Source organism: Actinokineospora pegani (assembly GCF_009745975.1).
Lineage (GTDB): Bacteria > Actinomycetota > Actinomycetes > Mycobacteriales > Pseudonocardiaceae > Actinokineospora > Actinokineospora pegani.
Genome location: NZ_WHOL01000121.1, coordinates 195,323 through 216,206 on the forward strand (window position 1 = coordinate 195,323; position 20,884 = coordinate 216,206).

The 20,884-nt window shown below is 71.3% G+C and carries 24 protein-coding genes; 11 read left to right on the plus strand and 13 right to left on the minus strand.

The features are described 5' to 3' along the window. Window positions 1-52: 52 nt before the first annotated feature. Entirely contained in the window at window positions 53-331 is a 279-nt protein-coding gene (locus GCL84_RS26970) for an Lrp/AsnC family transcriptional regulator (protein WP_156758361.1), read from the plus strand. A gap of 1 nt (window position 332) precedes the next feature. On the opposite strand, the gene GCL84_RS26975 is transcribed toward GCL84_RS26970, so the two are convergent. From GCL84_RS26975 to ctaE, 6 genes are all read right to left on the minus strand, one after another. Beyond that, on the minus strand, window positions 333-1,370 hold the full coding sequence (locus GCL84_RS26975; protein WP_156758362.1) for an MrcB family domain-containing protein: 1,038 nt from the start codon (window positions 1,368-1,370) through the stop codon (window positions 333-335). Window positions 1,371-1,395: 25 nt separating this feature from the next. Further along, entirely contained in the window at window positions 1,396-2,271 is an 876-nt protein-coding gene (locus tag GCL84_RS26980) for a serine hydrolase (RefSeq protein ID WP_235926757.1), read from the minus strand. 89 nt (window positions 2,272-2,360) lie between these two features. Continuing rightward, window positions 2,361-4,034: a cytochrome bc1 complex cytochrome b subunit gene (gene qcrB / locus GCL84_RS26985; protein ID WP_156758363.1), complete on the minus strand. Its 1,674-nt coding sequence runs from the start codon at window positions 4,032-4,034 to the stop codon at window positions 2,361-2,363. Then, window positions 4,031-5,167: a cytochrome bc1 complex Rieske iron-sulfur subunit gene (gene qcrA, locus GCL84_RS26990; RefSeq protein ID WP_156758364.1), complete on the minus strand. Its 1,137-nt coding sequence runs from the start codon at window positions 5,165-5,167 to the stop codon at window positions 4,031-4,033. The genes qcrB and qcrA overlap by 4 nt, the downstream gene beginning before the upstream one ends. After that, window positions 5,164-5,961: a cytochrome bc1 complex diheme cytochrome c subunit gene (qcrC, locus tag GCL84_RS26995; RefSeq protein ID WP_156758365.1), complete on the minus strand. Its 798-nt coding sequence runs from the start codon at window positions 5,959-5,961 to the stop codon at window positions 5,164-5,166. The genes qcrA and qcrC overlap by 4 nt, the downstream gene beginning before the upstream one ends. 61 nt (window positions 5,962-6,022) lie before the next feature. Beyond that, on the minus strand, window positions 6,023-6,649 hold the full coding sequence (gene ctaE, locus GCL84_RS27000; RefSeq protein ID WP_156758366.1) for an aa3-type cytochrome oxidase subunit III: 627 nt from the start codon (window positions 6,647-6,649) through the stop codon (window positions 6,023-6,025). A 103-nt stretch (window positions 6,650-6,752) separates the two neighbouring features. Here ctaE and GCL84_RS27005 point away from each other — a divergent pair, with 103 nt between their 5' ends. From GCL84_RS27005 to trpD, 3 genes are read left to right on the plus strand one after another with little or no spacing between them, the layout of a single operon-like run. After that, window positions 6,753-7,199, plus strand: a complete 447-nt coding sequence (locus GCL84_RS27005) for a hypothetical protein (protein ID WP_156758367.1) — start codon at window positions 6,753-6,755, stop codon at window positions 7,197-7,199. A 17-nt stretch (window positions 7,200-7,216) separates the two neighbouring features. Next, window positions 7,217-7,645, plus strand: a complete 429-nt coding sequence (locus GCL84_RS27010) for a hypothetical protein (protein WP_235926758.1) — start codon at window positions 7,217-7,219, stop codon at window positions 7,643-7,645. Window positions 7,646-7,653: 8 nt separating this feature from the next. Beyond that, window positions 7,654-8,700 (plus strand): anthranilate phosphoribosyltransferase, encoded by a 1,047-nt coding sequence (gene trpD, locus GCL84_RS27015; RefSeq protein WP_156758368.1) that lies wholly within the window; start codon window positions 7,654-7,656, stop codon window positions 8,698-8,700. 424 nt (window positions 8,701-9,124) lie between these two features. On the opposite strand, the gene GCL84_RS27020 is transcribed toward trpD, so the two are convergent. Next, window positions 9,125-9,526, minus strand: a complete 402-nt coding sequence (locus tag GCL84_RS27020; RefSeq protein ID WP_156758369.1) for a cytochrome c oxidase subunit 4 — start codon at window positions 9,524-9,526, stop codon at window positions 9,125-9,127. 30 nt (window positions 9,527-9,556) lie between these two features. Next, complete coding sequence (ctaC, locus tag GCL84_RS27025) at window positions 9,557-10,465, minus strand: aa3-type cytochrome oxidase subunit II (RefSeq protein ID WP_156758406.1); 909 nt, start codon at window positions 10,463-10,465, stop codon at window positions 9,557-9,559. Between the two features lie 483 nt (window positions 10,466-10,948). Here ctaC and asnB point away from each other — a divergent pair, with 483 nt between their 5' ends. Further along, window positions 10,949-12,877 carry an asparagine synthase (glutamine-hydrolyzing) gene (gene asnB / locus GCL84_RS27030; RefSeq protein WP_156758370.1) on the plus strand — a complete coding sequence of 643 codons (1,929 nt, stop codon included), beginning with the start codon at window positions 10,949-10,951 and terminating at the stop codon, window positions 12,875-12,877. Window positions 12,878-13,062: 185 nt separating this feature from the next. On the opposite strand, the gene GCL84_RS27035 is transcribed toward asnB, so the two are convergent. Beyond that, window positions 13,063-13,338 (minus strand): helix-turn-helix domain-containing protein, encoded by a 276-nt coding sequence (locus tag GCL84_RS27035; RefSeq protein WP_156758371.1) that lies wholly within the window; start codon window positions 13,336-13,338, stop codon window positions 13,063-13,065. A 69-nt stretch (window positions 13,339-13,407) separates the two neighbouring features. Further along, the gene (locus GCL84_RS27040; RefSeq protein ID WP_235926770.1) at window positions 13,408-14,340 is read right to left on the minus strand and encodes a carbohydrate kinase family protein; all 933 of its coding nucleotides are present in this window, start codon (window positions 14,338-14,340) and stop codon (window positions 13,408-13,410) included. A gap of 250 nt (window positions 14,341-14,590) precedes the next feature. Between GCL84_RS27040 and GCL84_RS29550 the strand changes: the two genes are divergently transcribed. Beyond that, window positions 14,591-14,764, plus strand: a complete 174-nt coding sequence (locus GCL84_RS29550; protein WP_197523531.1) for a hypothetical protein — start codon at window positions 14,591-14,593, stop codon at window positions 14,762-14,764. A gap of 66 nt (window positions 14,765-14,830) precedes the next feature. Here GCL84_RS29550 and GCL84_RS27045 read toward each other — a convergent pair whose 3' ends face one another. Continuing rightward, complete coding sequence (locus GCL84_RS27045) at window positions 14,831-15,193, minus strand: HesB/IscA family protein (protein WP_156758373.1); 363 nt, start codon at window positions 15,191-15,193, stop codon at window positions 14,831-14,833. A 155-nt stretch (window positions 15,194-15,348) separates the two neighbouring features. Beyond that, window positions 15,349-16,383, minus strand: a complete 1,035-nt coding sequence (locus tag GCL84_RS27050; RefSeq protein WP_156758374.1) for a glycerate kinase — start codon at window positions 16,381-16,383, stop codon at window positions 15,349-15,351. Between the two features lie 43 nt (window positions 16,384-16,426). Here GCL84_RS27050 and GCL84_RS27055 point away from each other — a divergent pair, with 43 nt between their 5' ends. Both GCL84_RS27055 and GCL84_RS27060 read left to right on the plus strand, forming a co-directional pair. Next, complete coding sequence (locus tag GCL84_RS27055; protein WP_156758375.1) at window positions 16,427-17,080, plus strand: DUF3043 domain-containing protein; 654 nt, start codon at window positions 16,427-16,429, stop codon at window positions 17,078-17,080. Window positions 17,081-17,177: 97 nt separating this feature from the next. After that, on the plus strand, window positions 17,178-18,176 hold the full coding sequence (locus tag GCL84_RS27060) for an aldo/keto reductase family protein (protein WP_156758376.1): 999 nt from the start codon (window positions 17,178-17,180) through the stop codon (window positions 18,174-18,176). Here the strand turns inward: GCL84_RS27060 and GCL84_RS27065 are convergent. Next, window positions 18,173-18,370 carry a hypothetical protein gene (locus tag GCL84_RS27065; RefSeq protein WP_156758377.1) on the minus strand — a complete coding sequence of 66 codons (198 nt, stop codon included), beginning with the start codon at window positions 18,368-18,370 and terminating at the stop codon, window positions 18,173-18,175. The two genes, GCL84_RS27060 and GCL84_RS27065, sit on opposite strands and share 4 nt — an antisense overlap. 13 nt (window positions 18,371-18,383) lie before the next feature. Between GCL84_RS27065 and GCL84_RS27070 the strand changes: the two genes are divergently transcribed. Genes GCL84_RS27070 through GCL84_RS27080 form a run of 3 tightly spaced genes read left to right on the plus strand, consistent with a single transcriptional unit; the run spans window position 18,384 to window position 20,705 of the window. Next, on the plus strand, window positions 18,384-18,920 hold the full coding sequence (locus GCL84_RS27070; RefSeq protein WP_156758378.1) for a bifunctional adenosylcobinamide kinase/adenosylcobinamide-phosphate guanylyltransferase: 537 nt from the start codon (window positions 18,384-18,386) through the stop codon (window positions 18,918-18,920). A gap of 16 nt (window positions 18,921-18,936) precedes the next feature. Next, complete coding sequence (gene cobT, locus GCL84_RS27075; protein ID WP_156758379.1) at window positions 18,937-20,004, plus strand: nicotinate-nucleotide--dimethylbenzimidazole phosphoribosyltransferase; 1,068 nt, start codon at window positions 18,937-18,939, stop codon at window positions 20,002-20,004. 2 nt (window positions 20,005-20,006) lie between these two features. After that, window positions 20,007-20,705: an adenosylcobinamide-GDP ribazoletransferase gene (locus GCL84_RS27080; RefSeq protein WP_156758380.1), complete on the plus strand. Its 699-nt coding sequence runs from the start codon at window positions 20,007-20,009 to the stop codon at window positions 20,703-20,705. Window positions 20,706-20,884 lie beyond the last annotated feature (179 nt).

Sequence of the window (20,884 nt, forward strand, 5' to 3'; positions counted from 1 at the left end):
TGGTGCCAGGCTGCTCTAGGGTGGTTGCAGTCGACTCAGGGTAGGGGGCGGGATGATTACCGCTATCGTGCTGGTGCGGGCTGCGACGGATCGGATTCCGGAGACGGCGCAGGAGATTGCTGACATTTCCGGGGTGGCGGAGGTGTACTCGTGTGCTGGGGATGTGGATCTCATCGCGGTGGTTCGGGTGGGTGAGCACGCGGAGTTGGCGGAGTTGATCCCTGGGGCGATCGGGAAGGTGGAGGGTGTGTTGGACACGGACACGCACATCGCGTTCCGGTCGTACGCCAAGCGGGACACGGACACCGCCTTCGACATCGGTGTGAGCTGAGTCAGACCCGGTAGCGGTAGGAGATCGGGGTCAGGGCTGCGGGGTCGGCCAGCCAGGGGTGGATGGCGCGCAGGGTGCCGCCGCTGGCGGTGGTGGGGTCCAGGGTGATGCTGTGGACGACGATCAGCATTGTGTTGGGGTGCTTGGCGGCGTTCAACCGCACCTCGTTGTGGGTGAGGATCACCTCCAGGCCGGGTGACGTCGTGCCTTTCACCTCGACGTACAGGTGTTCGTCGCCTCGGCGGGCGTCGAGGTCGTAGGACTCCGTCGCGCCCACGTCTACGACGGTGAAGCCCTGGGTGGTCAGGTGGGTGGTGGCCAGGTCGACCGCGTGGCGCTCGATGGCGAGGCGTTCTCCAGCGTTGAGGCGGAGGCCTTGGCCTCTTCGCTTGCCTGCGGTGGTCTCGGCGGCGGTGAGGGCGTCGGCGACCTCGGAGGTGGCGTCGGTCGCGTAGACCAGGCCCAGTGCTTTGGTGAGGAAGACCAGGTCGGCAGCCAGGACGTCGTCGGGCGGGATGGCCTCGCGCGGGTAGGCCAGGGCGGCCACGGTGCCCGCCTCGTAGCCTTGGGCCCGTTTGCTGGAACGGCCCAGCAGGTCGACCTGGTGCAGGACGTCCGGGCGGGTGCCCAGTGCGGGCTTGGCGGCGGCGCGGGCCCACTCAGCTCGGGCGCGCAGTTCGGGCAGCGGCCGGGTTTGGACGGTGTCCCCCACCCAGTCGGTGGTGCCCTGCATGAGGGTCAGGTAGGCGCACTCCCCTGCGGCGTCGAACAGGTAGACGACGTACCAGCCGCGGGTGGCGCTGGGCGATCTGCTCGCGGAGAAGACTCTGGCCCAGGGGATCTCGGCGAGACGACCGACCCCGTCGCTGGCATCGACGGCGAGGTCGTCGGCGGGGAAGGCCGGGAGTGCGGGGAGTTGGGAACGCAGCCAGGTGACCATCTCGCGGCGGACCAGGTGGCCGCGGGTCCGCATCGCCGGGGTCTTGTTCGGGGAGTACGAGTTCTGGAGTTCGAGGACCTGTGCCAACGCTTCCCGCATCACTTGATCATGATTGCACGAGGGGTCAGAAGCGGCCCTCGAACAAGAGGCGGGCGATCTCGGTGTCGGTGGTGCGGCCCTCGTCGTAGGCGCCCTTGTTGTTGAGGTTGTTCATGATGGCCAGGGTGTAGCGCTCCGCTGGGCCTGCGAAGCCGACCGTGTTCATCACCCAGCCGCTGTCTTCTTCTGACCAGCCGTCCTTGTTGCCGGGGGTGGCTGCTGGGCCTGCGCCCCAGACGCCCCATTGTTGGTTGGGGGCTACGGTGCGCATTTCTTTGAGGATGAACGTTCGGTCTGCTGGGGGGAGGGCGTCCAGGACGTGGGTCATGAGGCGGTCGAGGTCGGCGGTGGTGCACTTCTGGAAGCCCCAGTACGGGTAGATGTCGCTGTAGCCCTTCTGGGGGGCCAGGGAGGTCAGGCCGTAGGTGGGGAAGGCCCTGTTCCACAGGGTGTGGTCGTGGCCGCCGTACTTGGTCCACAGGTGGGCGGCGGCGTGGTCGTCGCTGGTGTGGAGCATGGCGGTGATGGCGGTGCGGTCTGCCCGGGTGAGGTGGACGGCGCCGGTGTGGGAGCGGTGGAGGAGGTCGACGACCATGGCGAGCTTGATGGTCGACGCGGTCCAGGTGAGGTCTTCGGCGTGGGTGTTGCGCCACACGGCGCCGGTCTCGCGGTCGCGGAGGACCACGCCGACGGTGCCGGGGCGGGTGGCGATGTAGTCCTCGACGGCGGCGATGCGGCGTTGGAGGTCGCAGTCGAAGCCCGTGGCGGAACAGGGCACAGGGGTCTCCGACGACGCGGCGGGGTGGGGTGCGGGGGTCGGGGATTGCGCGGAACACCCGGTCAGCACCAGCAGCGCCAGCGGGAGGGCTGCCAGGGCGACCTTGGTCTTGTCCCCGATCACCGCGGCAGGCTACCGCACGCCGAGCGCCCCCGGAATGGCCGAAGGGGCGGCCTCCCGGAGTCCGGGTGGCCGCCCCTTCGGGGTTCGACTCAGAGCTTCGAGGACGGGTCCTCGGTCGCCGTGTGCTGACCGGTCTCATTCGGACCGGGCTCGATCTGGGCGTGGTCGCCGTGCGCGGCCGCGCGGGCGCGGGCGAGGGCGGCGGTCTCCTCCGGGGGGTCCGGGGTGAGCCAGGAGCCCTGCACCGGCGCACCGGCGGAGCCGAGCTTGTTCATCTTCTTCGGCACCGAGGTGCCCTGGTACTCCAGCGGGAGCGGGTGGCCGTGGTCGTCGACCTGGCCCAGCGGCTGGTGCACCTCGATGAACTCGCCGTGCGGGAGGCGCTTGATGATGCCGGTCTCGACGCCGTGCTCCAGCACCTCGCGGTCCGAGCGCTGCAGGCCCAGGCAGAGGCGGTAGGTGATGTAGTAGACCAGCGGCGGGAGCACCAGCAGGCCGATGCGGCCCATCCAGGTGGTGGCGTTCAGCGAGATGTTGAACTTCTCCGCCAGGACGTCGTTGGCCGCCGACAGCAGCGCCACCATGAAGTAGGTGATCGCCATCATGCCCAGGCTGGTGCGGACGGGAACGTCGCGCGGGCGCTGCAGCAGGTTGTGGTGGGCGTAGTCCTTGGTGAACTTGCGCTCGATCCACGGGTAGGCCATCGCGATGCCGCCGAGCAGCGGCAGGCCCAGGATGAACGGGAAGAAAGACGCCGCGATCGTGTAGTTCCCGAGGTAGATCTCCCACGAGGGCCACAGCCGGATCAGGCCGTCGGTCCAGCTCATGTACCAGTCGGGCACCGTGCCCGCGGAGATGTGCGCGGCGTTGTACGGGCCGAAGTTCCAGTACGGGTTGATCTGGAACAGGCCGCCCATCAGCGCGGTGACGCCGACGACGACGGCCATGAACGAGCCGCCCTTGACCGCGAACACCGGCATGATGCGGACGCCGACGACGTTGGTCTCCTTGCGGCGCACCCCCGGGAACTGGGTGTGCTTCTGGTACCAGACCAGTGCCAGGTGCACGCCGATGAGCGCGAGCAGGATGCCCGGCACGACCAGGATGTGGATCGAGTAGAGCCTCGGGATGATGTCCGTGCCCGGGAACTCGCTGCCGAAGAGCAGGTAGTGGATCCAGGTGCCGAGCACCGGGATCGACAGCAGCAGGCCGGACATGATCCGCAGGCCCGCGCCGGAGAGCAGGTCGTCGGGCAGCGAGTAGCCCGCGAAGCCCTCGAGCGCGCCGAGCAGGAACAGGTTGACGCCGATGACCCAGTTGACCTCGCGCGGGCGGCGGAACGCGCCGGTGAAGAACACGCGGAACATGTGGGTGACGATCGAGGCCATGAACAGCAGCGCGGACCAGTGGTGCATCTGCCGCGCGAACAGGCCGCCCTGCACGTCGAAGACGATGTTCAGCGACGACTCGTAGGCCCTGGACATCTCCACGCCGCGCAGGTTGTCGAAGGGCCCCTCGTAGACGACCTCCACCATCGACGGGTCGAAGAACAGCGCCAGGTACGTGCCGGTCAGCAGCAGGATGATGAAGCTGTAGAGCGCGATCTCGCCCAGCAGGAACGACCAGTGGGTCGGGAAGACCTTGTTCAGCTGCTTGCGCATCCCGCCCGCGGGGTGGAAGCGGTCATCGGCCCACTTGGCGCCCGCACCCGCCGCGCGCATGGCGGGGTTGCTCGGCTTGGTGGGAGTTGTGATAGCGCTCATGACTTCCGCTCCCAGAAGGCGGGGCCGATAGCTTCGTTGAAATCGTGCCTTGCGTAAAGGTAACCCGTTTCCTCATCGAGGGCGATGGGGAGCTGGGCCAGCTTGCGCGTGGCCGGACCGAATACCGGCTTGGCGTAGGCCAGGGCGTCGAACTGCGACTGGTGGCACGGGCACAGAATCCTGTTCGTGCGCTGCTCGTACAGGGAGGTCGGGCAGCCGAGGTGGCTGCAGATCTTCGTGTACGCGTAGTAGTCGCCGTAGTTGTAGTCCTCCTGGCCCTGGTGCTTGACCACCTTCGCGGAGTCCTCGGGGCGCAGCCGGATCAGCATGACCGGGTTGTCCGCGCGCTTGAGCGCGTGGGCCAGGGCCGTGTGGCTGCCGCGCTCCGACTCGCGGAACGGGAACACCGTCTCCATGGCGCCCGCGTCGAGGTCCTCCGGCTTGACCAGGGAGACCTCTTCCGGGATGCCGGTGGCCCGGCGCAGGAAGACGCGCTCGCCGTCGGTGTTCTGCCAGCCGGTGTGCCACAGCGAGTCCTTGGTCTCGCTGTCGGCCCAGGGGTTCTTGACCAGGCCACCGAGGGCGAACACGCCCAGGCCCAGGCCCATGACGCCTGCGCCGAGCCCGGCGCTGCGCTTGATCAGCGAGCGGCGCGCGATGCCGCTGCGGTCGCCGGAGTCGGACAGGTGGGCCAGCAGGGTGGCCTTGTCCAGCTCGGTCGAGCCGCCCTCGTGCCGCTGCTGGACCGCGACCTCGTGCGGGATGAACTTCTTGGTGTAGAGCAGCGCGCCGATGCCGATGGCGCTGATGGACACGCCCAGGGTCAGGCCGAGCATCGGGGTGTAGAGCGAGTACAGGGTGTGTCCCGGCTGGTCCGGGGCGACGTAGGCCGACGGCCACGCGACGAACACCACGATGAAGGCCAGGCCCGCCAGCGCGGCGAGGAGGAACCACAGCGCGACCAGGCGCTCCGCGCGCTTCTCGGCCCGGGTGCCCTTGACCGGCCAGGGGTCCGGGTACTCGACCAGCTCCACGCCGTCGAGCTTCCCGCCCAGCTTGACCAGGTCCTCGCGGGACATCTCCGCGAGCGCCGCCTCACTGGGAAGCTTCTGCTCCGGATCGGACGAACTCATGCTTTAGCCCCAATCCACAGGGTCACACCGACCAGCGCGGCGATGCCCACGATGAATGCGATCAGGCCCTCCGACTGGGGCCCGAGCCCGCCCAGCGGGTTGCCACCGGGGTTGTTGTTCCCGTCGGTGACCGACTTGACGTAGGCGATGATGTCCTTCTTCTCCTCCGGCGTGAGCTGCCGGTCGGAGAACTTGGGCATGTTCTGCGGACCGGTCAGCATCGCGGCGTAGATCTCGGTCTCGGTGACGCCGTCGAGCGCGGGCGCGTACTTGCCGGAGGACAGGGCGCCGCCGCGGCCGGTGAAGTTGTGGCAGGAGGCGCAGTTGAGGCGGAACAGCTCGCCGCCGCGCGCGGGGTTGTCGCCGACCAGCTCGCCGCCCGAGGCGTTGGGGAGCTGGACGCCGCCGCCGTGTGACTGCACGAACGCGCCCAGGGCGTCGATCTCCTCGGGGGAGAGCTTCACGGGCTTGCGGGGGGCCTGGGCCTCCTGGCGCACCGCGGGCATCCGCCCGGTCGCCGTCTGGAAGTACACCGAGGCCTGGCCGATGCCGATGAGGCTGGGGCCGCGGTCCTCCACGCCCTCCAGGTTCGCGCCGTGGCAGGAGATGCAGGTGTTGTTGTAGACCTGCTCACCCTTGCGCACCAGGGCCGCGTTGTCCTGGGCCTGGGCCACCGGCGGCTCCGGCGCCAGCGCGGAGTAGGCGAAACCGACCGACAGCAGCCCGAAACCGAGGGCGAGGAGCCCGGCCAGGCGCCTGCGGAACTTGCCACGACTGCGTGGTTTGTTGGTCATTGAACGGCAACCCTTGCTGTCAGTTCGGGCTCGGCGAAGCGGTGGTGGGGAGCTGTGCGCGTCATGGCACCAGGTAGACGACCGCGAACAGGCCGATCCACACGACGTCGACGAAGTGCCAGTAGTACGAGACCACGATGGCCGAGGTGGCCTGGGCGGGCGTGAACTTGCTCAGCTTCGTCCTGATGAGCAGGTACACGAACGCGACGAGGCCGCCGATGACGTGCAGGCCGTGGAAGCCGGTCGCGAGGAAGAAGACCGTCCCGAACGGACCCGACGGGATGGTCAGACCCTCGTGGACCAGCTCGTAGTACTCGTAGGCCTGACCGCCCACGAACACCGCGCCCATGATCAGCGTCAGGATGTACCAGCGCCGGAGGCCGAACACGTCCCCGCGCTCGGCGGCGAAGACGCCGAGCTGGCAGGTGAACGACGAGGCCACCAGGATGATCGTGAACGGCAACGCGTACGCCACGTTGAGTTCGAACGGCTCACCGTTGGCCAGCGGGGGCGGCCAGGACCCCGTCGAGTTCTGCGCCTTGACCGTGAAGAACATGGCGAAGAGCCCGGCGAAGAACATCAGCTCGCTGGAGAGCCAGACGATGGTGCCGACGCTGACCATGTTCGGCCGGTTCAGCGAGTGCACACGCTGGCCAATGGAGGGCGCTGCAGCAGTCACGCGTCGCATTATGTCCTGCGGTTACGCGCCACGCCCGGGCGGGGCGCGCATGGACCGCGTCACACCCAGGACACATCCCCGATATGCGCATGGATGCGCAAAAGGAGTCCCGATGTCGCTCATGGACCGGGTTCGCGGGCTGTTCCGGCGCCCCGAGCCGGAGCCCCTGGACGTGCACGCCCCGGGTTTGGCGGTGGTCGCGTCGTGTGACGACCCGGCCGTCGCGCCCTCCTCGGTGCTGGCCGCCTCGAAGGGGTGGGCGGAGGACGGGCAGGCCGTGTTGCGGTACCGGCTGGAGCTGCCCGCCGCCCGGGTGGGCGAGGCTTCGGGGTTGATCGGTCAAGACGGCTATGAACTGCGGGTGGACGGAGAGGAAACGGCGGACCCGGTGCGGTGCGCGGCGCTGCGGGCGGGGATCGTCACCGCGTTGGCGGTCGCGCGCGACCACTCGCGGATGGCGAGCCTGGCGCAGCGGCTGGGCGGGGACGCCATCGGCTGGGACGTGCTGCAACCACGGGAGGGTGAGACCGATAACATCGGGGTGCCCGACCTGACCTGAGCGTAAGGACGCCGCGCATGAGCACTCAGCCCATGAAGACCATGGTGCCCCTGAAGATCATGGTGTTCAGCCACCGGCCCGAGGTGCGCGAGACGATCATCACAGCGGTGGGCAGGCGCCCGGCCGCGGACGTGGGGCGGGTGTCCTTCGTCGAGGTCGGCACGGTCGCCGAGGTGCTGATGACGATGGACGCGGGCGGCGTCGACCTGGCCATCCTCGACGGTGAGGCGCAGCCGACCGGCGGCATCGGCCTGTGCAGGCAGCTCAAGGACGAGATCACCGACTGTCCCCCGATCGTGATCGCGGTGCGCCGCAAGGACGACCGCTGGCTGGCCACCTGGTCGCGCGCCGAGGGCGTGCTGGTGCACCCGCTCGACCCGCTGACCGCCGCGGAGACCGTGGCCGACGTGCTGCGCTCCACGCGCCTGCCCGTCGCGCGCGGCTGAGCCCGGCCATGCCCGCCGTCCCCACCTGGCCCGGCCTGCTCAACCGCCTGATCGAGGGCGCCGACCTGGCCCGGGACGAGACGACCTGGGCGATGGACGAGATCATGTCCGGCGGCGCCACGCAGGCCCAGATCGCCGGGTTCGCGGTGGCGCTGCGCGCCAAGGGCGAGACCGCCGACGAGATCGCGGGCATGGCCGAGGGCATGCTCTCCCACGCCAGGCCGCTGCGGGTCGACGGCCCCGCGGTCGACGTCGTCGGCACCGGCGGGGACGGCGCGCACACGGTCAACATCTCCACCATGGCCTCGATCACCACCGCCGCGGCGGGGGTCCCGGTGGTCAAGCACGGCAACCGCTCGTCGTCGTCGAAGTGCGGCACCGCGGACGTGCTCGAGGAGCTGGGCGTGGCCATCGAGCTGCCCCCCGAGGGCGTGGCGGCGTGCGTGGCCGAGGTCGGCATCGGCTTCTGCTTCGCCCCGGTGTTCCACCCGGCGTTCCGGATGACCGGCCCGCCCCGGCGCGAGCTGGGCATCCCGACCGCGTTCAACGTCCTGGGCCCGCTGACCAACCCGGCGCGGATCGCCGCCGGGCTGGTGGGCTGCGCCAACGCCAGGATGGCCCCGATCCTCGCGGCGGTGTTCGCCGGGCGCGGCGCGAGCGTGCTGGTCGTGCGCGGCGACGACGACCTGGACGAGATCACCACGACGACGACGACGCGGGCGTGGGTGGCCACCGGCGGGACGGTGCGCGAGGAGGTCATCGACCCGGCTCGGCTGGGCATCGCCCCGGCCGCCCCGGCCGACCTCAAGGGCGGGGAGGCCCCGTTCAACGCCCAGGTCGTGCGGGACCTGGTGGCGGGCAAGCCGGGACCGGTCCGGGACGCGGTGCTGCTCAACGCGGCCGGGGCGATCGCGGCTTTCCACGGGTTCGGCTCGGACCTGCACGCGGACCTGGCGGCGGGGCTGGAGCAGGCGGCGCGGGCTCTGGACTCCGGGGCGGCGGCGGCGCTGTTGGAGCGGTGGACGACCGTCTCGCAGCGGCTCGCGGGCGACTAGGTCGTGTTTCGGAAATCGGTTCGATGAGAGTCGTGATCGGGGTGGTTTCTGGCGGTGCGGGGTGGAGGTGCTGGTACCGGGGTTGTACCGGTGCCTTCGCCCCGTGCCGTCAGGGGCCGCTCCGGCGCGGCTATCGCGGACAGCGGCTTTCGAAACACGACCTAGGCCGGTTTTCCTCGGGCCCCGATGGCGACTTGGTCGCGGTCGGGGCCCGAGTCGCTGTCGGGGCCCGCTTCCCGGTCACAAGGCGACTTCAAGATCATTCTGTCCTGGGGACCCCCGATTTCCACGCTAGTGGAGGGGTCTGACAAGTCGGGGGCGGTGGGGCGCGTCTGTCCACAGGCGGCGAGGCGCTCCACAGGGGGCAGACGAGCGGCGAGGCCCTCCCCGGACTCGGGGAGGGCCTCGCCTGTGTGCGTCTTCGTCAGTCCGTGGAGTTCGGGCGGGTGTGGTACTCGAACACCAGGCCGCCGACGGTCATCAGGATCAGGACCGTGGAGATGACCAGGAGCCAGACCTGCCAGAAGGCCATGGCCACGCCCGCCAAGGCGGCGGAGGCGGCGATGCCCACGGGCCAGTAGCTGCCCGGGGAGAAGAAGCCCAGTTCGCCCGCGCCGTCGCTGATCTCGGCGTCCGGGTTGTCCTCCGGACGCTGCTCGAGGCGGCGGGCGATGAAGTGGAAGTAGGACCCGATGATGAGCGAGAGCCCACCGGTCAGGACCAGGGCCGTGGTGCCGACCGCCTCGCCCGCCCACAGGCCGTAGACGATGGCGGAGAGGAAGAAGAAGCCCGTCGTGACATCGAAGAGCCTGGCTTCGACCTTCATGCTGTCCTCGCCTTCAAGGTGCGGGGCGTCCTAGTTGGACGCGGTGCGCGCGGTGCGGTCGGTGTTGAACGGCTTGGTGGTGACCGCGGTCGGAGAGCACAGCTCGCCGCAGTTCATCTCGGTCAGCGCCTCGGCGGCGGTGTAGGACCGGCCGGTCGTGGGGTTGGTCTGCTGGCGCAGGTCCATGTACCGGTCGAAGTCGGCCGGGGGCAGGGCGCGCACCTCGAAGTTCATGACCGAGTGGTAGGTCCCGCACAGCTCGGCGCAGCGGCCGACGAACGAGCCGGTCTGGTCGATGCTGTTCTGGAAGGTGAAGTCCTGCTCGTTCTTCTCCGGCATCGGGAACACGTCCCGCTTGAACAGGAACTCCGGCACCCAGAACGAGTGGATGACGTCGCGCGAGCGCAGGTTGTACTGGATGGTGCGCTCGGTGGGCAGCACCAGCAGCGGGATCTCCGCGGAGCTGCCGAGCGTGCGGACCCGGTCCTGCTCGTCCGGGGTCTGCAACTGGCCCGCGCCGTCCTTGTAGGAGACGTAGCCGAACTCCCAGTTCCACTGGAAGGCGAGCACGTCCACCGTGACGTCCGGGTCGTCGGTCTCGGCCTGCACGTAGTTCTGGGTGGTGGCGGTGAAGTAGAACAGCACCACCACGATCACGACCGGGATGCCGGTGTAGATCAGCTCCAGGAAGTGGTTGTACTGGAACTGCTTGGGCAGCTCGTCCCCGCGCTTGCGGTGCGCGATCACCGGCCAGAGGATCAGCGCCCAGGTGATGATGCCGATGACCAGCGCGGCCACGACCGACCAGGTCCAGAACACGCGCATCGAGTCGGCCTGCGGGGTCACGCCCTCGGGCCAGCCGAAGCGCAGCACCTCACTGGTGGAGCAGCCGGAGGCGACCGGCACGACCAGCGCCATCAGCCCTGCGACCTTGGCCAGCCGTCCGCGAGAGCGGTTCGGGTGCCCTGCGGCACCGGCGGCAGGTGTGCCCACTGCGCGACTCCTCCTCGAGGCGATCTTCCCGTGGCCCCTCCGAGTCGAAGACCGCCGTCCCACCGCTGGGCAGCGGGCATCGGCGCTCGTCTGGAGCCATGCGGAGCCTAGCCCAGCGACCGGGGCCACACCCTGCGAGGGGTGAGCGGATGTCGGTCACACCCGTGTGTCGGCGTGGCGGGGGCATGGCCTTGTCACGTGCGCGCAACCCCGCCCGGCATACTGACGTCTTCCGGACGGACTGGGCACCCCCAGGAGAGCCCGGTCCCCCTTCGGCGGGTGCGCTGCCGCCCCGACCGTAGGTCGTGTTTTGGAAGTCCGTTCGATGAGAGTCGTGATCGGGGTGGTTCCTGGCGCGGCTATCGCGAACACGGGCTTTCGAAACACGACCTAGCCCCGTCCCCTGGACACGAGAGGTGCGCGAGAAGCGTGTGCGGTCTGCTTGGCCTGGTCTGCCCCTCCGAGATGGACGCCGCTGCCGCCCGCGGCGCCGTGGGCGCGGCGATGCGCTGCCAGCGGCACCGCGGCCCGGACGAGAGCGGGACGTGGACCGGCGGTGAGGCCGTCTTCGGCTTCAACCGGCTGGCGATGATCGACCTGGAGCACTCGCACCAGCCGCTGGTGTGGGGCCCCCCGGAGGCGCCACAGCGCTACACCCTGCTGTTCAACGGTGAGATCTACAACTACCTCGAGCTGCGGGCGGAGCTGTCCGAACGGCACGGTGCGCGGTTCAACACCGACGGCGACTCGGAGACGATCGTCGCCGCCTACCACTACCTCGGCGAGGCGGCGGTCCCCCGGTTGCGCGGCATGTTCGCGTTCCTGATCTGGGACGCGCAGCGGGCCGTGCTGTTCGGCGCGCGCGACCCGTTCGGCATCAAGCCGCTGTTCTACGCCGTCGGCCCCGGCGGGGTGGCGTTCTCCAGCGAGAAGAAGTCGATCCTGGAGCTGGCGCCGGTCATCGGGGTGCGCCAGGAGCTGGACCGGCGCGCGTTGCAGCACTACCTGACGCTGCAGTACGTCCCGGAGCCCGCGACGCTGCACACCCAGGTGCACCGGATCGAGTCCGGGCACTCGTTCACCCTGGTCCCGGGCGAGGAGCCCAGGATCAAGCGGTACTGGACGCCGCGGTTCGCCCCGCGGCCGGTGCACGGCCCCGCCGACGCCGAGGCCCTCTACGGGCGCATCGCCGACGTGATGAGCGACTCGGTGCGCGTCCACATGCGCGCGGACGTCACCGTGGGCTCGTTCCTGTCCGGCGGCATCGACTCCACCGCGATCGCCGCGCTGGCCCGCAGGCACAACCCGGACCTCGTGACGTTCACCACCGGCTTCGAGCGGCAGGGCTACTCGGAGGTGGACGTCGCCGCCGAGTCCGCGGCGGCGATCGGGGTCAAGCACGTGGTCAGGACGGTGTCGGCGCAGGAGATGATGGACGCGCTGCCGCTGATCACCTGGTACCTGGACGACCCGGTGGCCGACCCGGCGCTGGTGCCGCTGTGGTTCATCGCCCGCGAGGCGCGCAAGCACGTGAAGGTGGTGCTATCCGGCGAGGGCGCCGACGAGCTGTTCGGCGGGTACACGATCTACCGCGAGCCGCTGTCGCTGGCGCCGTTCGAGCGGGTGCCGGGCGCGCTGCGCAAGGTCATGGGCCGGGTCTCGGCGAAGATCCCCGAGGGCACGCGCGGCAAGGACCTGCTGCGCCGCGGCTCGCTGTCGCTGGAGGAGCGCTACTACGGCAACGCGCGCATCTTCCGCGACGACCAGCTCGAGCAGGTGCTGCGCACGTTCGACCCGTCGGTCTCGCACCGGGACGTCACCGCGGCGCACTACCGCGAGTCGGCCGCGCTGGACCCGGTGACCCGGATGCAGCACGTCGACCTGTTCACCTGGCTGCGCGGCGACATCCTGGTCAAGGCGGACAAGGTCACCATGGCCAACTCGCTGGAGCTGCGGGTGCCGTTCCTGGACCCGGAGGTCTTCAAGGTCGCCGCCGGGGTGCCGCTGGAGCAGAAGATCACCAAGGAGACGACGAAGTACGCGCTGCGCCAGGCGCTGCGCCGCATCGTCCCCGCGCACGTGCTCAACCGGCGCAAGCTCGGGTTCCCGGTGCCGATCCGGCTGTGGCTGCGGCACGAGATGTACGACTGGGCGCGCGACATCGTGATGCAGTCGCAGACTGACGCGTTGATCGACAAGAACGCGGTGATGCGGTTGCTGGAGGAGCACCGGGCGGGGCAGTTGGACCACTCGCGGCGGATCTGGGCGCTGTTGGTGTTCATGCTGTGGCACGGGATCTTCATTGAGCGGCGGATCGCGCCCGCGGTGCCGGAGCCGCATTACCCGGTGCGGCTCTAGATTGTGGTGCGCTGCGGGGCCCCGACCGGCTTGGTCGGGGCCCTGCGGCTTTTGTTGGGCGCGTGCTGCCTGTGGACAACCTGGGCTTGGTTCGGCGGAAGTGTCCGACCGTGGCGGTAGCGTGGATACCGGGGGCCGAAGGCCAAGCCGGGTGGTGGCTGGTGGGGTGCTGGGGGTGTGGGGTTTCAGGCGGTGAGGCGGTTTTCGGTTTCGACCGGTACGCGGGCGGCGCGTTGGTGCAGGTCGGCCAGGGAGACGCCGACGGCCTCGGCGATGGCGGCGACGGTGAAGAAGGCGGGGGTCGGGATGCGTCCGCGTTCGATCTTGCGGAGGGTCTCGACGGAGATGCCCGCGTCGGCGGCCACCTCGACCATGCTGCGGCGGCCTCGGGCGGCTCGGAGCAGGGAGCCGAGGAGCTCTCCCCGCTCCCGTTCCTGCTGGGTGAGCGGGGCGCGGACCATGTGGTGAGTCTAACCGACGGGCGGGGGCGCGCCCCGGGATCGGCGGATCGCCGGGGCGCGCCCGCCTGGTCAGGGCAGGATCGCGGCGACCTCGGCGGTGGCCTCGGGGCCGAAGGCGTCGGAGAAGCGCGCCAGGGCGCTGGTCTTGTCGAAGGCCCACTCCTGGGGGCCGTCGACCTCCAGGACGAGGGTGGCGACCAGGGAGCCGAGCTGGGCGGCGCGTTCGAGGCCCAGGCCGGCGGTGGTGGCGGTGAGGAAGCCCGCGCGGAAGCCGTCGCCGACGCCGGTGGGGTCGACCTTGGCGGTCTCCGGGACGGCGGGGACCGAGATGGTGGTGCCGTCCTTGGCGACGATGTCGACGCCCTTGGGGCCCAGGGTGGTGACGCGCAGGCCGATCCGGTCGGCGATCTCGGCCTCGGACCAGCCGGTCTTCTGCCGCATCAGGCCCAGCTCGTACTCGTTGGTGAACAGGTAGTCGGCGCCGGTGACGAACTCGCGGATCTGGGCGCCGTCCATGAACGCCATCTGCTGGGAGGGGTCCACGGCGAAGCGGTAGCCGCGGTGGCGGCACTCGTCGGCGCGGTGGAGCATGCCCTGCGGGTCGTCGGAGCCGATGAGGACCAGGTCGAAGGCGCCGGTGCGGGCGGCGATGGGGGCCAGCTCGATGAGCCGCGACTCCGACATCGCGCCCGGGTAGAACGAGGCGATCTGGTTCATGTCGGCGTCGGTGGTGCACACGAAGCGGGCGGTGTGCGCGGTGTCGGAGACCCGCACGCCGGAGCAGTCGACGCCGTGGCGCTCGAGCCAGGAGCGGTAGTCGGCGAAGTCGTCGCCGACCGAGCCGACCAGCACCGGGGCGCCGCCGAGCACGCCGATGCCGTAGGAGATGTTGCCCGCGATGCCGCCGCGGCGGACCACGAGGTGGTCCACCAGGAAGCTCAGTGAGACCGTGTGCAGCTGGTCGGCCACGAGCTGCTCGGCGAATTTGCCCGAGAACTGCATGAGGTGGTCGGTGGCAATGCTGCCGGACACTGCGACAGGCACGTGAGCTCTCCCCTGTTGAATCCGTTCGGCGGCCGGGCGGCCGCCGACTTCCTGGTGCGGGTCATTGTCGATCATCGCCGGGCGCGGGCGGGCGCGTGACCGCGCCCCGGACTCCGCCCGGCCACCCAGACGGGCTAGCGCCGGGGGCCGAAAAGACTACTGGCCGGTACCCCTGTGAAGTGACCTTGATTACAGTTACGGTGCAAGCATGAGCACTCCTGACGCCGACACGATGGCCGAGCTGATCGCCGACTGCGCCGACCTGCCCAGCGGCCTCGCCACCACCCAGACCACCACGTTGACCATGGTGGTCCCGGCGAGCCGCTGGGACGTCAGCGACGCGGCGGCGGCTCAGGTCACCGAGCTGGACGAGTACGTCTGACACCGCGCTGACACGCCAGAAGGGCCACGACCTCTGGGGGTCGTGGCCCTTCTGGCGATCCAGGACTCAGTTGAACGAGTCGCCGCAGGCGCAGCTTCCGCCCGCGTTCGGGTTGTCGATGGTGAAGCCCTGCTTCTCGATGGTGTCGACGAAGTCGATGACCGCGCCGTCCACGTAGGGGGCGCTCATCCGGTCGACCGCGACCTTGAGGCCGTCGTAGTCGCGGAACAGGTCGCCGTCGAGGGTGCGCTCGTCGAAGAACAGCTGGTAGCGCAGACCCGCGCAGCCGCCCGGCTGGACGGCGATGCGCAGGTGCATGTCATCGCGGCCCTCCTGGTCGAGCAGCGCCTTGGCCTTCGTCGCGGCCGTGTCCGACAGCTGCACGCCGTGGGTCGCCGCGTCGGTGCCGGTCTCCTGGGCGGTCGTCATGGTTCTCCCTTGGCTGGTGCTACGGGCTGGGCGGTTCCCGGGAAACCCGTCTCCCCGGCGAACAAGCGCAGTCGCGGTTTTGTTCCTCTGCCTATGGTGACACAGCCGCGGGGGTAAAAGTCGAGAGCCGCGCGTCGGGTTGTCCCGACCCGCGCTCACCGCCACTGCCGCGCGACGTCCTCGGCCAGGGCGGACAGCGTGCCCGCGGGGTCGGCGAGGGCGGCTTCGACGGATCCGGCGTGCTCGGCGGCGGCGTGCGCCTCCTCGACCCCCACCGACGCGGCCTGCTTGCGCCCGACAGCGACCTGACCTGCGAGGACGACGCAGGGGACGCCGCGCTCGGCCGCCGCGGCCGCGACCGCCGTGACCAGCTTGCCGCGCAGCGACTGCCAGTCGAAGCTGCCCTCCCCCGTCACCGCCAGCCCGGCGCCCGAGACCGCCTCGCGCAACCCTGTCGCCTTCGACACCATCGCCGCCCCGGAAGTGGTCCGCGCCCCCAGCGCGAGCAGGGCGAACCCGAGCCCGCCCGCCGCACCCGCCCCTGGCCGGCCGCGGGGGTCGCGGCCGGTGCGGGCGGCCAGCTCGTCGGCCCACCCCGCCAACCGCCGCTCCAACCGGTCCACCGCGGCGGCGTCCGCGCCCTTCTGCGGTCCGAACACGGCGGCGGACCCGTGCGGGCCCAGCAGCGGGTTCTCCACGTCCGCGGCGGCCACCAGCCGCACCCCGGACAGGTCCACGCCCGCCAGCGCCGCGACGGCGCCCGCTCCCCCGTCTGTCGTGGCCGAGCCGCCCAGGCCGACGACGACCTCGCGGGCCCCGGCGGCCACCGCGGCGGCGACGAGCTCGCCGACCCCGCGCGTCGTGGTCGTCTCGCAGACCCCGGGGCGCTGGTGGGCCGGGACCAGGTGCAGGCCCGCGGCCTCGGCGGACTCCAGGTAGGCGGTGTCCCCGACGCGCAGCCAGACGGCCTCGACCGGGTGGCCGAGGGGGCCGGTGACCTGGCGGCGTTCGAGGGAGCCGCCGAGGGCGGAGTGCAGCACGGGGACGAAACCGGGGCCGCCGTCGGCCAGGGGGCACAGCCGCAGCCGGTGCCCCGGCGCGCCCCTGGCCCACCCCTCGGCGATGGCCGCGGCGGCCTGCGGGGCGGTCAGCGTCCCCCCGAACCCGTCGGGCGCGATGACGACCAGCACGGCCGGAGGGTATCCGCCACCGGGCTTGTCCTACCCTGTGCCCGTGAGGTTCCTCCGTCGCAGCAGCGCAGACAGTCCCGAAGCCGAGCAGGTGGACGAGGCCGCCGTGACCGTCGGCGAGGACGCCACCAAGGCCCACACCCCGGGCAAGGGCAGGCCGACCCCGAAGCGGCGCGAGGCCGAGGGCCGCAGGCGCGGCCCGGTCGCCCCGCCGCCGAAGACCACCCGCGAGGCGCTGCGGCGCGCGCGGGGCAGCAAGGAGGACCGCTCCGAGCTCGCCGCCAAGCGCAAGGCCCAGCGCCTCGAGCAGCGCAAGCGGATGAACGAGGGCGACGACAAGTACCTGATGCCGCGCGACCGCGGCCCGGTCAAGGCCTACCTGCGCGACCTGGTGGACGCCCGCCGCAACCTGCTGGGCCTGTTCATGCCGCTGGCCGTGGTCGTGTTCGCCTCGCTGCTCGTGCCCTCGCTGGAGGTGCAGCAGTACGCGACGCTGTTCTGCCTGCTGATGCTGATCCTGATGGTCGCCGAGGGCGTCCTCAACGGGCGCAGGCTGACCAAGCTGGTGCGCGCGAAGTTCCCGAAGGACACCACCCGCGGCCTCTCCCTGGGCTGGTACGGCTTCGTGCGGGCGACGCAGTTGCGCAAGCTCCGCGTCCCCAAGCCCCGCGTCAAGCCCGGCGACGTCGTCGCCTGACCCCCGCTCCACGTCCTCCGGTGGACGGCCACCCGCACGCGGGGTGGCGCTGTTCCGCGGGCGCGCCGGGGGTGTGGGGCCCGGTTAGGCTCGGGGTATGGAACACCGCCGCTTGGGCCGCAGTGGCCTGAAAGTCTCCGAGATCTCCTACGGCAACTGGCTCACCCACGGTTCGCAGGTCGAGGAGGACGCCGCGCAGGCCTGCGTGCGGGCCGCGCTCGACGCGGGCGTCACCACCTTCGACACCGCCGACGTCTACGCCAACACCAAGGCCGAGTCGGTGCTGGGGCGCGCCATCGCGGGACAGCGGCGGGAGTCGCTGGAACTGGCGACCAAGGTGTACTGGCCGACGGGCCCCGGGGGCCCCAACGACAAGGGCCTGGGGCGCAAGCACATCGTGGAGTCCGCGCACGCCTCGCTGCGGCGGCTCGGCACCGACTACATCGACCTCTACCAGGCGCACCGGTTCGACCACCAGACGCCGCTCGAGGAGACGATGAGCGCGTTCGCCGACCTGGTGCACCAGGGCAAGGTGCTCTACCTCGGCGTGTCGGAGTGGACGGCCGACCAGATCACCCGGGGGGCGGCGCTGGCCCGCGAGCTCAAGGTGCCGTTCATCTCCAACCAGCCGCAGTACTCGATGCTGTGGCGGGTGATCGAGAAGCAGGTCGTGCCCGCCTCCGAGCGCGAGGGCCTGGGCCAGATCGTGTGGTCGCCGATGGCGCAGGGCGTGCTGTCGGGCAAGTACCTGCCCGGCGCCGAGCCGCCCGCCGGGTCGCGGGCGACCGACGAGTCCGGTGGCAAGGGCATGATCAGCCGCTGGCTGCGCGACGAGGTGCTGACCGCCGTGCAGAAGCTCAAGCCGCTGGCCGAGCAGGCCGGGCTGACGATGCCGCAGCTCGCGGTGGCGTGGGTGCTGCAGAACCCCAACGTCGCCTCGGCGATCGTGGGCGCGTCCAAGCCGGAGCAGGTCGTCGACAACGTCGCCGCCGCGGGCAAGACCCTCGACGCGGACCTGCTCAAGGCCATCGACGAGGCGCTGGGGGGCGTGGTCACCACGGACCCCGGCATGACCGTCAGCCCGCCGCGGATCTAACCCGCGCGCAGGCTCATCGGGCCGTAGACCTCGGTGTCGTCCTCGAAGAGCCTGACCTGCTCGACGCCCGCGTCGAGCAGGTCAGGCCACTCGTCGCTGAACCACAGCTCGGCCTCGGCCTGGTCGGCGAAGGTGGTGTCCGGCCCGTCGACCGGGGACCCGGCCGCGTCCTCGTAGCGCCATCGGAAGCTCACGGAGAGGCACCGTATCGTGCGGACCCTGGTCCTGGGCGGGGCGCGCTCGGGCAAGTCGGCCCACGCCGAGGGGCTGCTGCCCGGCGACGGCCCGGTCACCTACCTGGCCACCGCCCGCCGCCACCCCGACGACGCCGACTGGGACGCGCGCATCGCCGCCCACGTCGACCGCCGCCCGCCGTCGTGGTCGACCGTCGAGGTCCCCGACACCGCCTCGCTGGTCGGGGCGCTGGCCTCGGCGCGGGCCGACGGTCCCCCGCTGCTGCTCGACGACGTGGCCACGTGGCTGGCCGGGGCGATGGACGACGCCGGGGCGTGGGCGTCGGCCGGTGTGTCCATGGTGGACGCCAGGGCGCGGCTGGTCGGCGCGGTCGCCGGGTGCGCGGCCCGGCTCGTGGTCGTCTCGGCCGAGGTCGGCCTGGGTGTGGTGCCCTCCACCCGCTCTGGCAGGCTCTTCCGCGATGAGCTCGGCGCGGTGAACGCGTCCCTGGCCGAGGTGTGCAGCGAGGTGCTGCTGCTGGTCGCGGGCCTGCCGCTGCGCCTGAGATGAGCGAGGAGGCCCACCGGTGACCACCCATTTCCCGACCGTGCCCGCCCCGGACGCCGAGGCCCGGCGCGCCGCCGTGGCCCGCCAGGAGCGGCTGACCAAGCCCGCGGGGTCGCTGGGCCGCCTCGAGGAGCTGGGCGTGTGGGTGGCGGCCTGCCAGGGGCAGTGCCCGCCGCGGCCGTTCGCCCGGCCGCGCGTGGTGGTCTTCGCGGGCGACCACGGGGTCGCCGCGAACGGTGTGTCGGCGTTCCCCAGCGAGGTCACCGGGCAGATGGTGGCCAACTTCCTCACCGGCGGCGCCGCGGTCAACGTCCTGGCCGCGGTCGCCGGGGCGACCGTGCGCGTGGTGGACATGTCGGTCGACACCGACGGCGACGGCCTGCCCGACCAGGTCACCGCGCACAAGGTGCGCCGCTCGTCCGGCCCGGTGGACCGCGCGGACGCCCTGACCGACGAGGAGGTCGCCGCCGCCGTCGCCGCGGGCCGGGCGATCGCCGACGAGGAGGTCGACGCGGGCGCCGACCTGCTCATCGCGGGTGACATGGGCATCGGCAACACCACCCCCGCCTCGGTCATCATCGCCGCGCTGACCGGTGCGGAGCCCGTCGCCGTCGTGGGCCGCGGCACCGGCGTGGACGACCAGGGCTGGATGCGCAAGGCCGTCGCCATCCGCGACGCGCTGCGCCGCGCCCGCCGGGTCTGCGACGACCCGGTGGCGCTGCTGCGGACCAGCGCGGGCGCCGACATCGCCGCCATGGCCGCGTTCCTGGCCCAGGCGGCGGTGCGCAAGACCCCGGTGATCCTCGACGGCCTCATCAGCGGCGCGGCGGCGCTGGTCGCCGAGGAGCTGGCCCCGGGCGCGTCGGCGTGGTGGGTCGCAGGCCACCGCTCCGTCGAGCCCGCGCACGACCTGGTGCTCGACCAGCTCGACCTGCGCCCGGTCCTGGAGATGGACCTGCGCCTGGGCGAGGGCTCCGGCGCGCTCGCCGCGCTGCCCCTGGTGGCCATGTCGGCACGGCTGCTCGCCGAGATGGCCACGTTCGAGGACGCGGGGGTCACCGGTCGCGACATCCCCCTGCCCGAGTAGCCGTGCGGCTCGCCTTCTCCTGGCTGACCGTCCTGCCGCTGCGCGTGTCCGATGTGGACAGGGCAGCCGCGGGCCGGGCGATCGCGCTGGCCCCGGTGGTCGGCGTGGTCCTGGGGCTGCTGGCGGCGGGCGTGCTGTGGCTGCCGTTCCCGCCGCTGCTGGGCGGGCTGCTCGCGGTGGGCGCCCTCGCGCTGGCGACGCGGGGGATGCACGTGGACGGCGTGGCGGACACCGCCGACGGGCTGGGCTGCTACGGGCCGCCGGAGCGGGCGCTGGCGGTGATGAAGGCCGGGGACGTCGGGCCGTTCGGCGTGGTGGCGCTGCTGGTGCTGCTGGGGGTGCAGGCGGTGTCGATGGCCGCTGTGCCGTGGGAGGCGGTGGTGCTGGCCGTGGCGGCGGGGCGGGCCGCGTTCGCCGGGTGCTGCGTGCGGGGGGTGGTCGCGGCGCGGGCTGAGGGCTTGGGGGCGTTGGTCGCGGGGACGCAGCGGGAGTGGGTGCCTGCGGCGTGGGGGGTGGTCCTGGCGGGTGCGGGGTGGTTCTTCGTCGGGGTGGGGGCGATTGTGGGGGTTGTGGTGGCGGGGGTGGTTGTGGCTGGGGTGGTGTGGCACACGGGGCGGCGGTTCGGCGGGGTCACCGGGGATGTGTTGGGGGCGTCGTGCGAGGTCGCGACGGCGGTGGTGTTGGTGGCTTGCACGGTGTGAGGCGGGGGTGCGGTGGAGTTGTCCACAGGCATGATCGACTTTGGGGTGCCGATCGGGTTAAGGCGGTAAAATGGGCTGAGGGACGCCCCCAGAGGTCAATGCCACTTACTTAGTGTTTTTTCCTGGTTGGGCGGGTGTGGTGGAGGGTTCGGGTGAGGGGGTCCGGTCGGTGTCGGCTT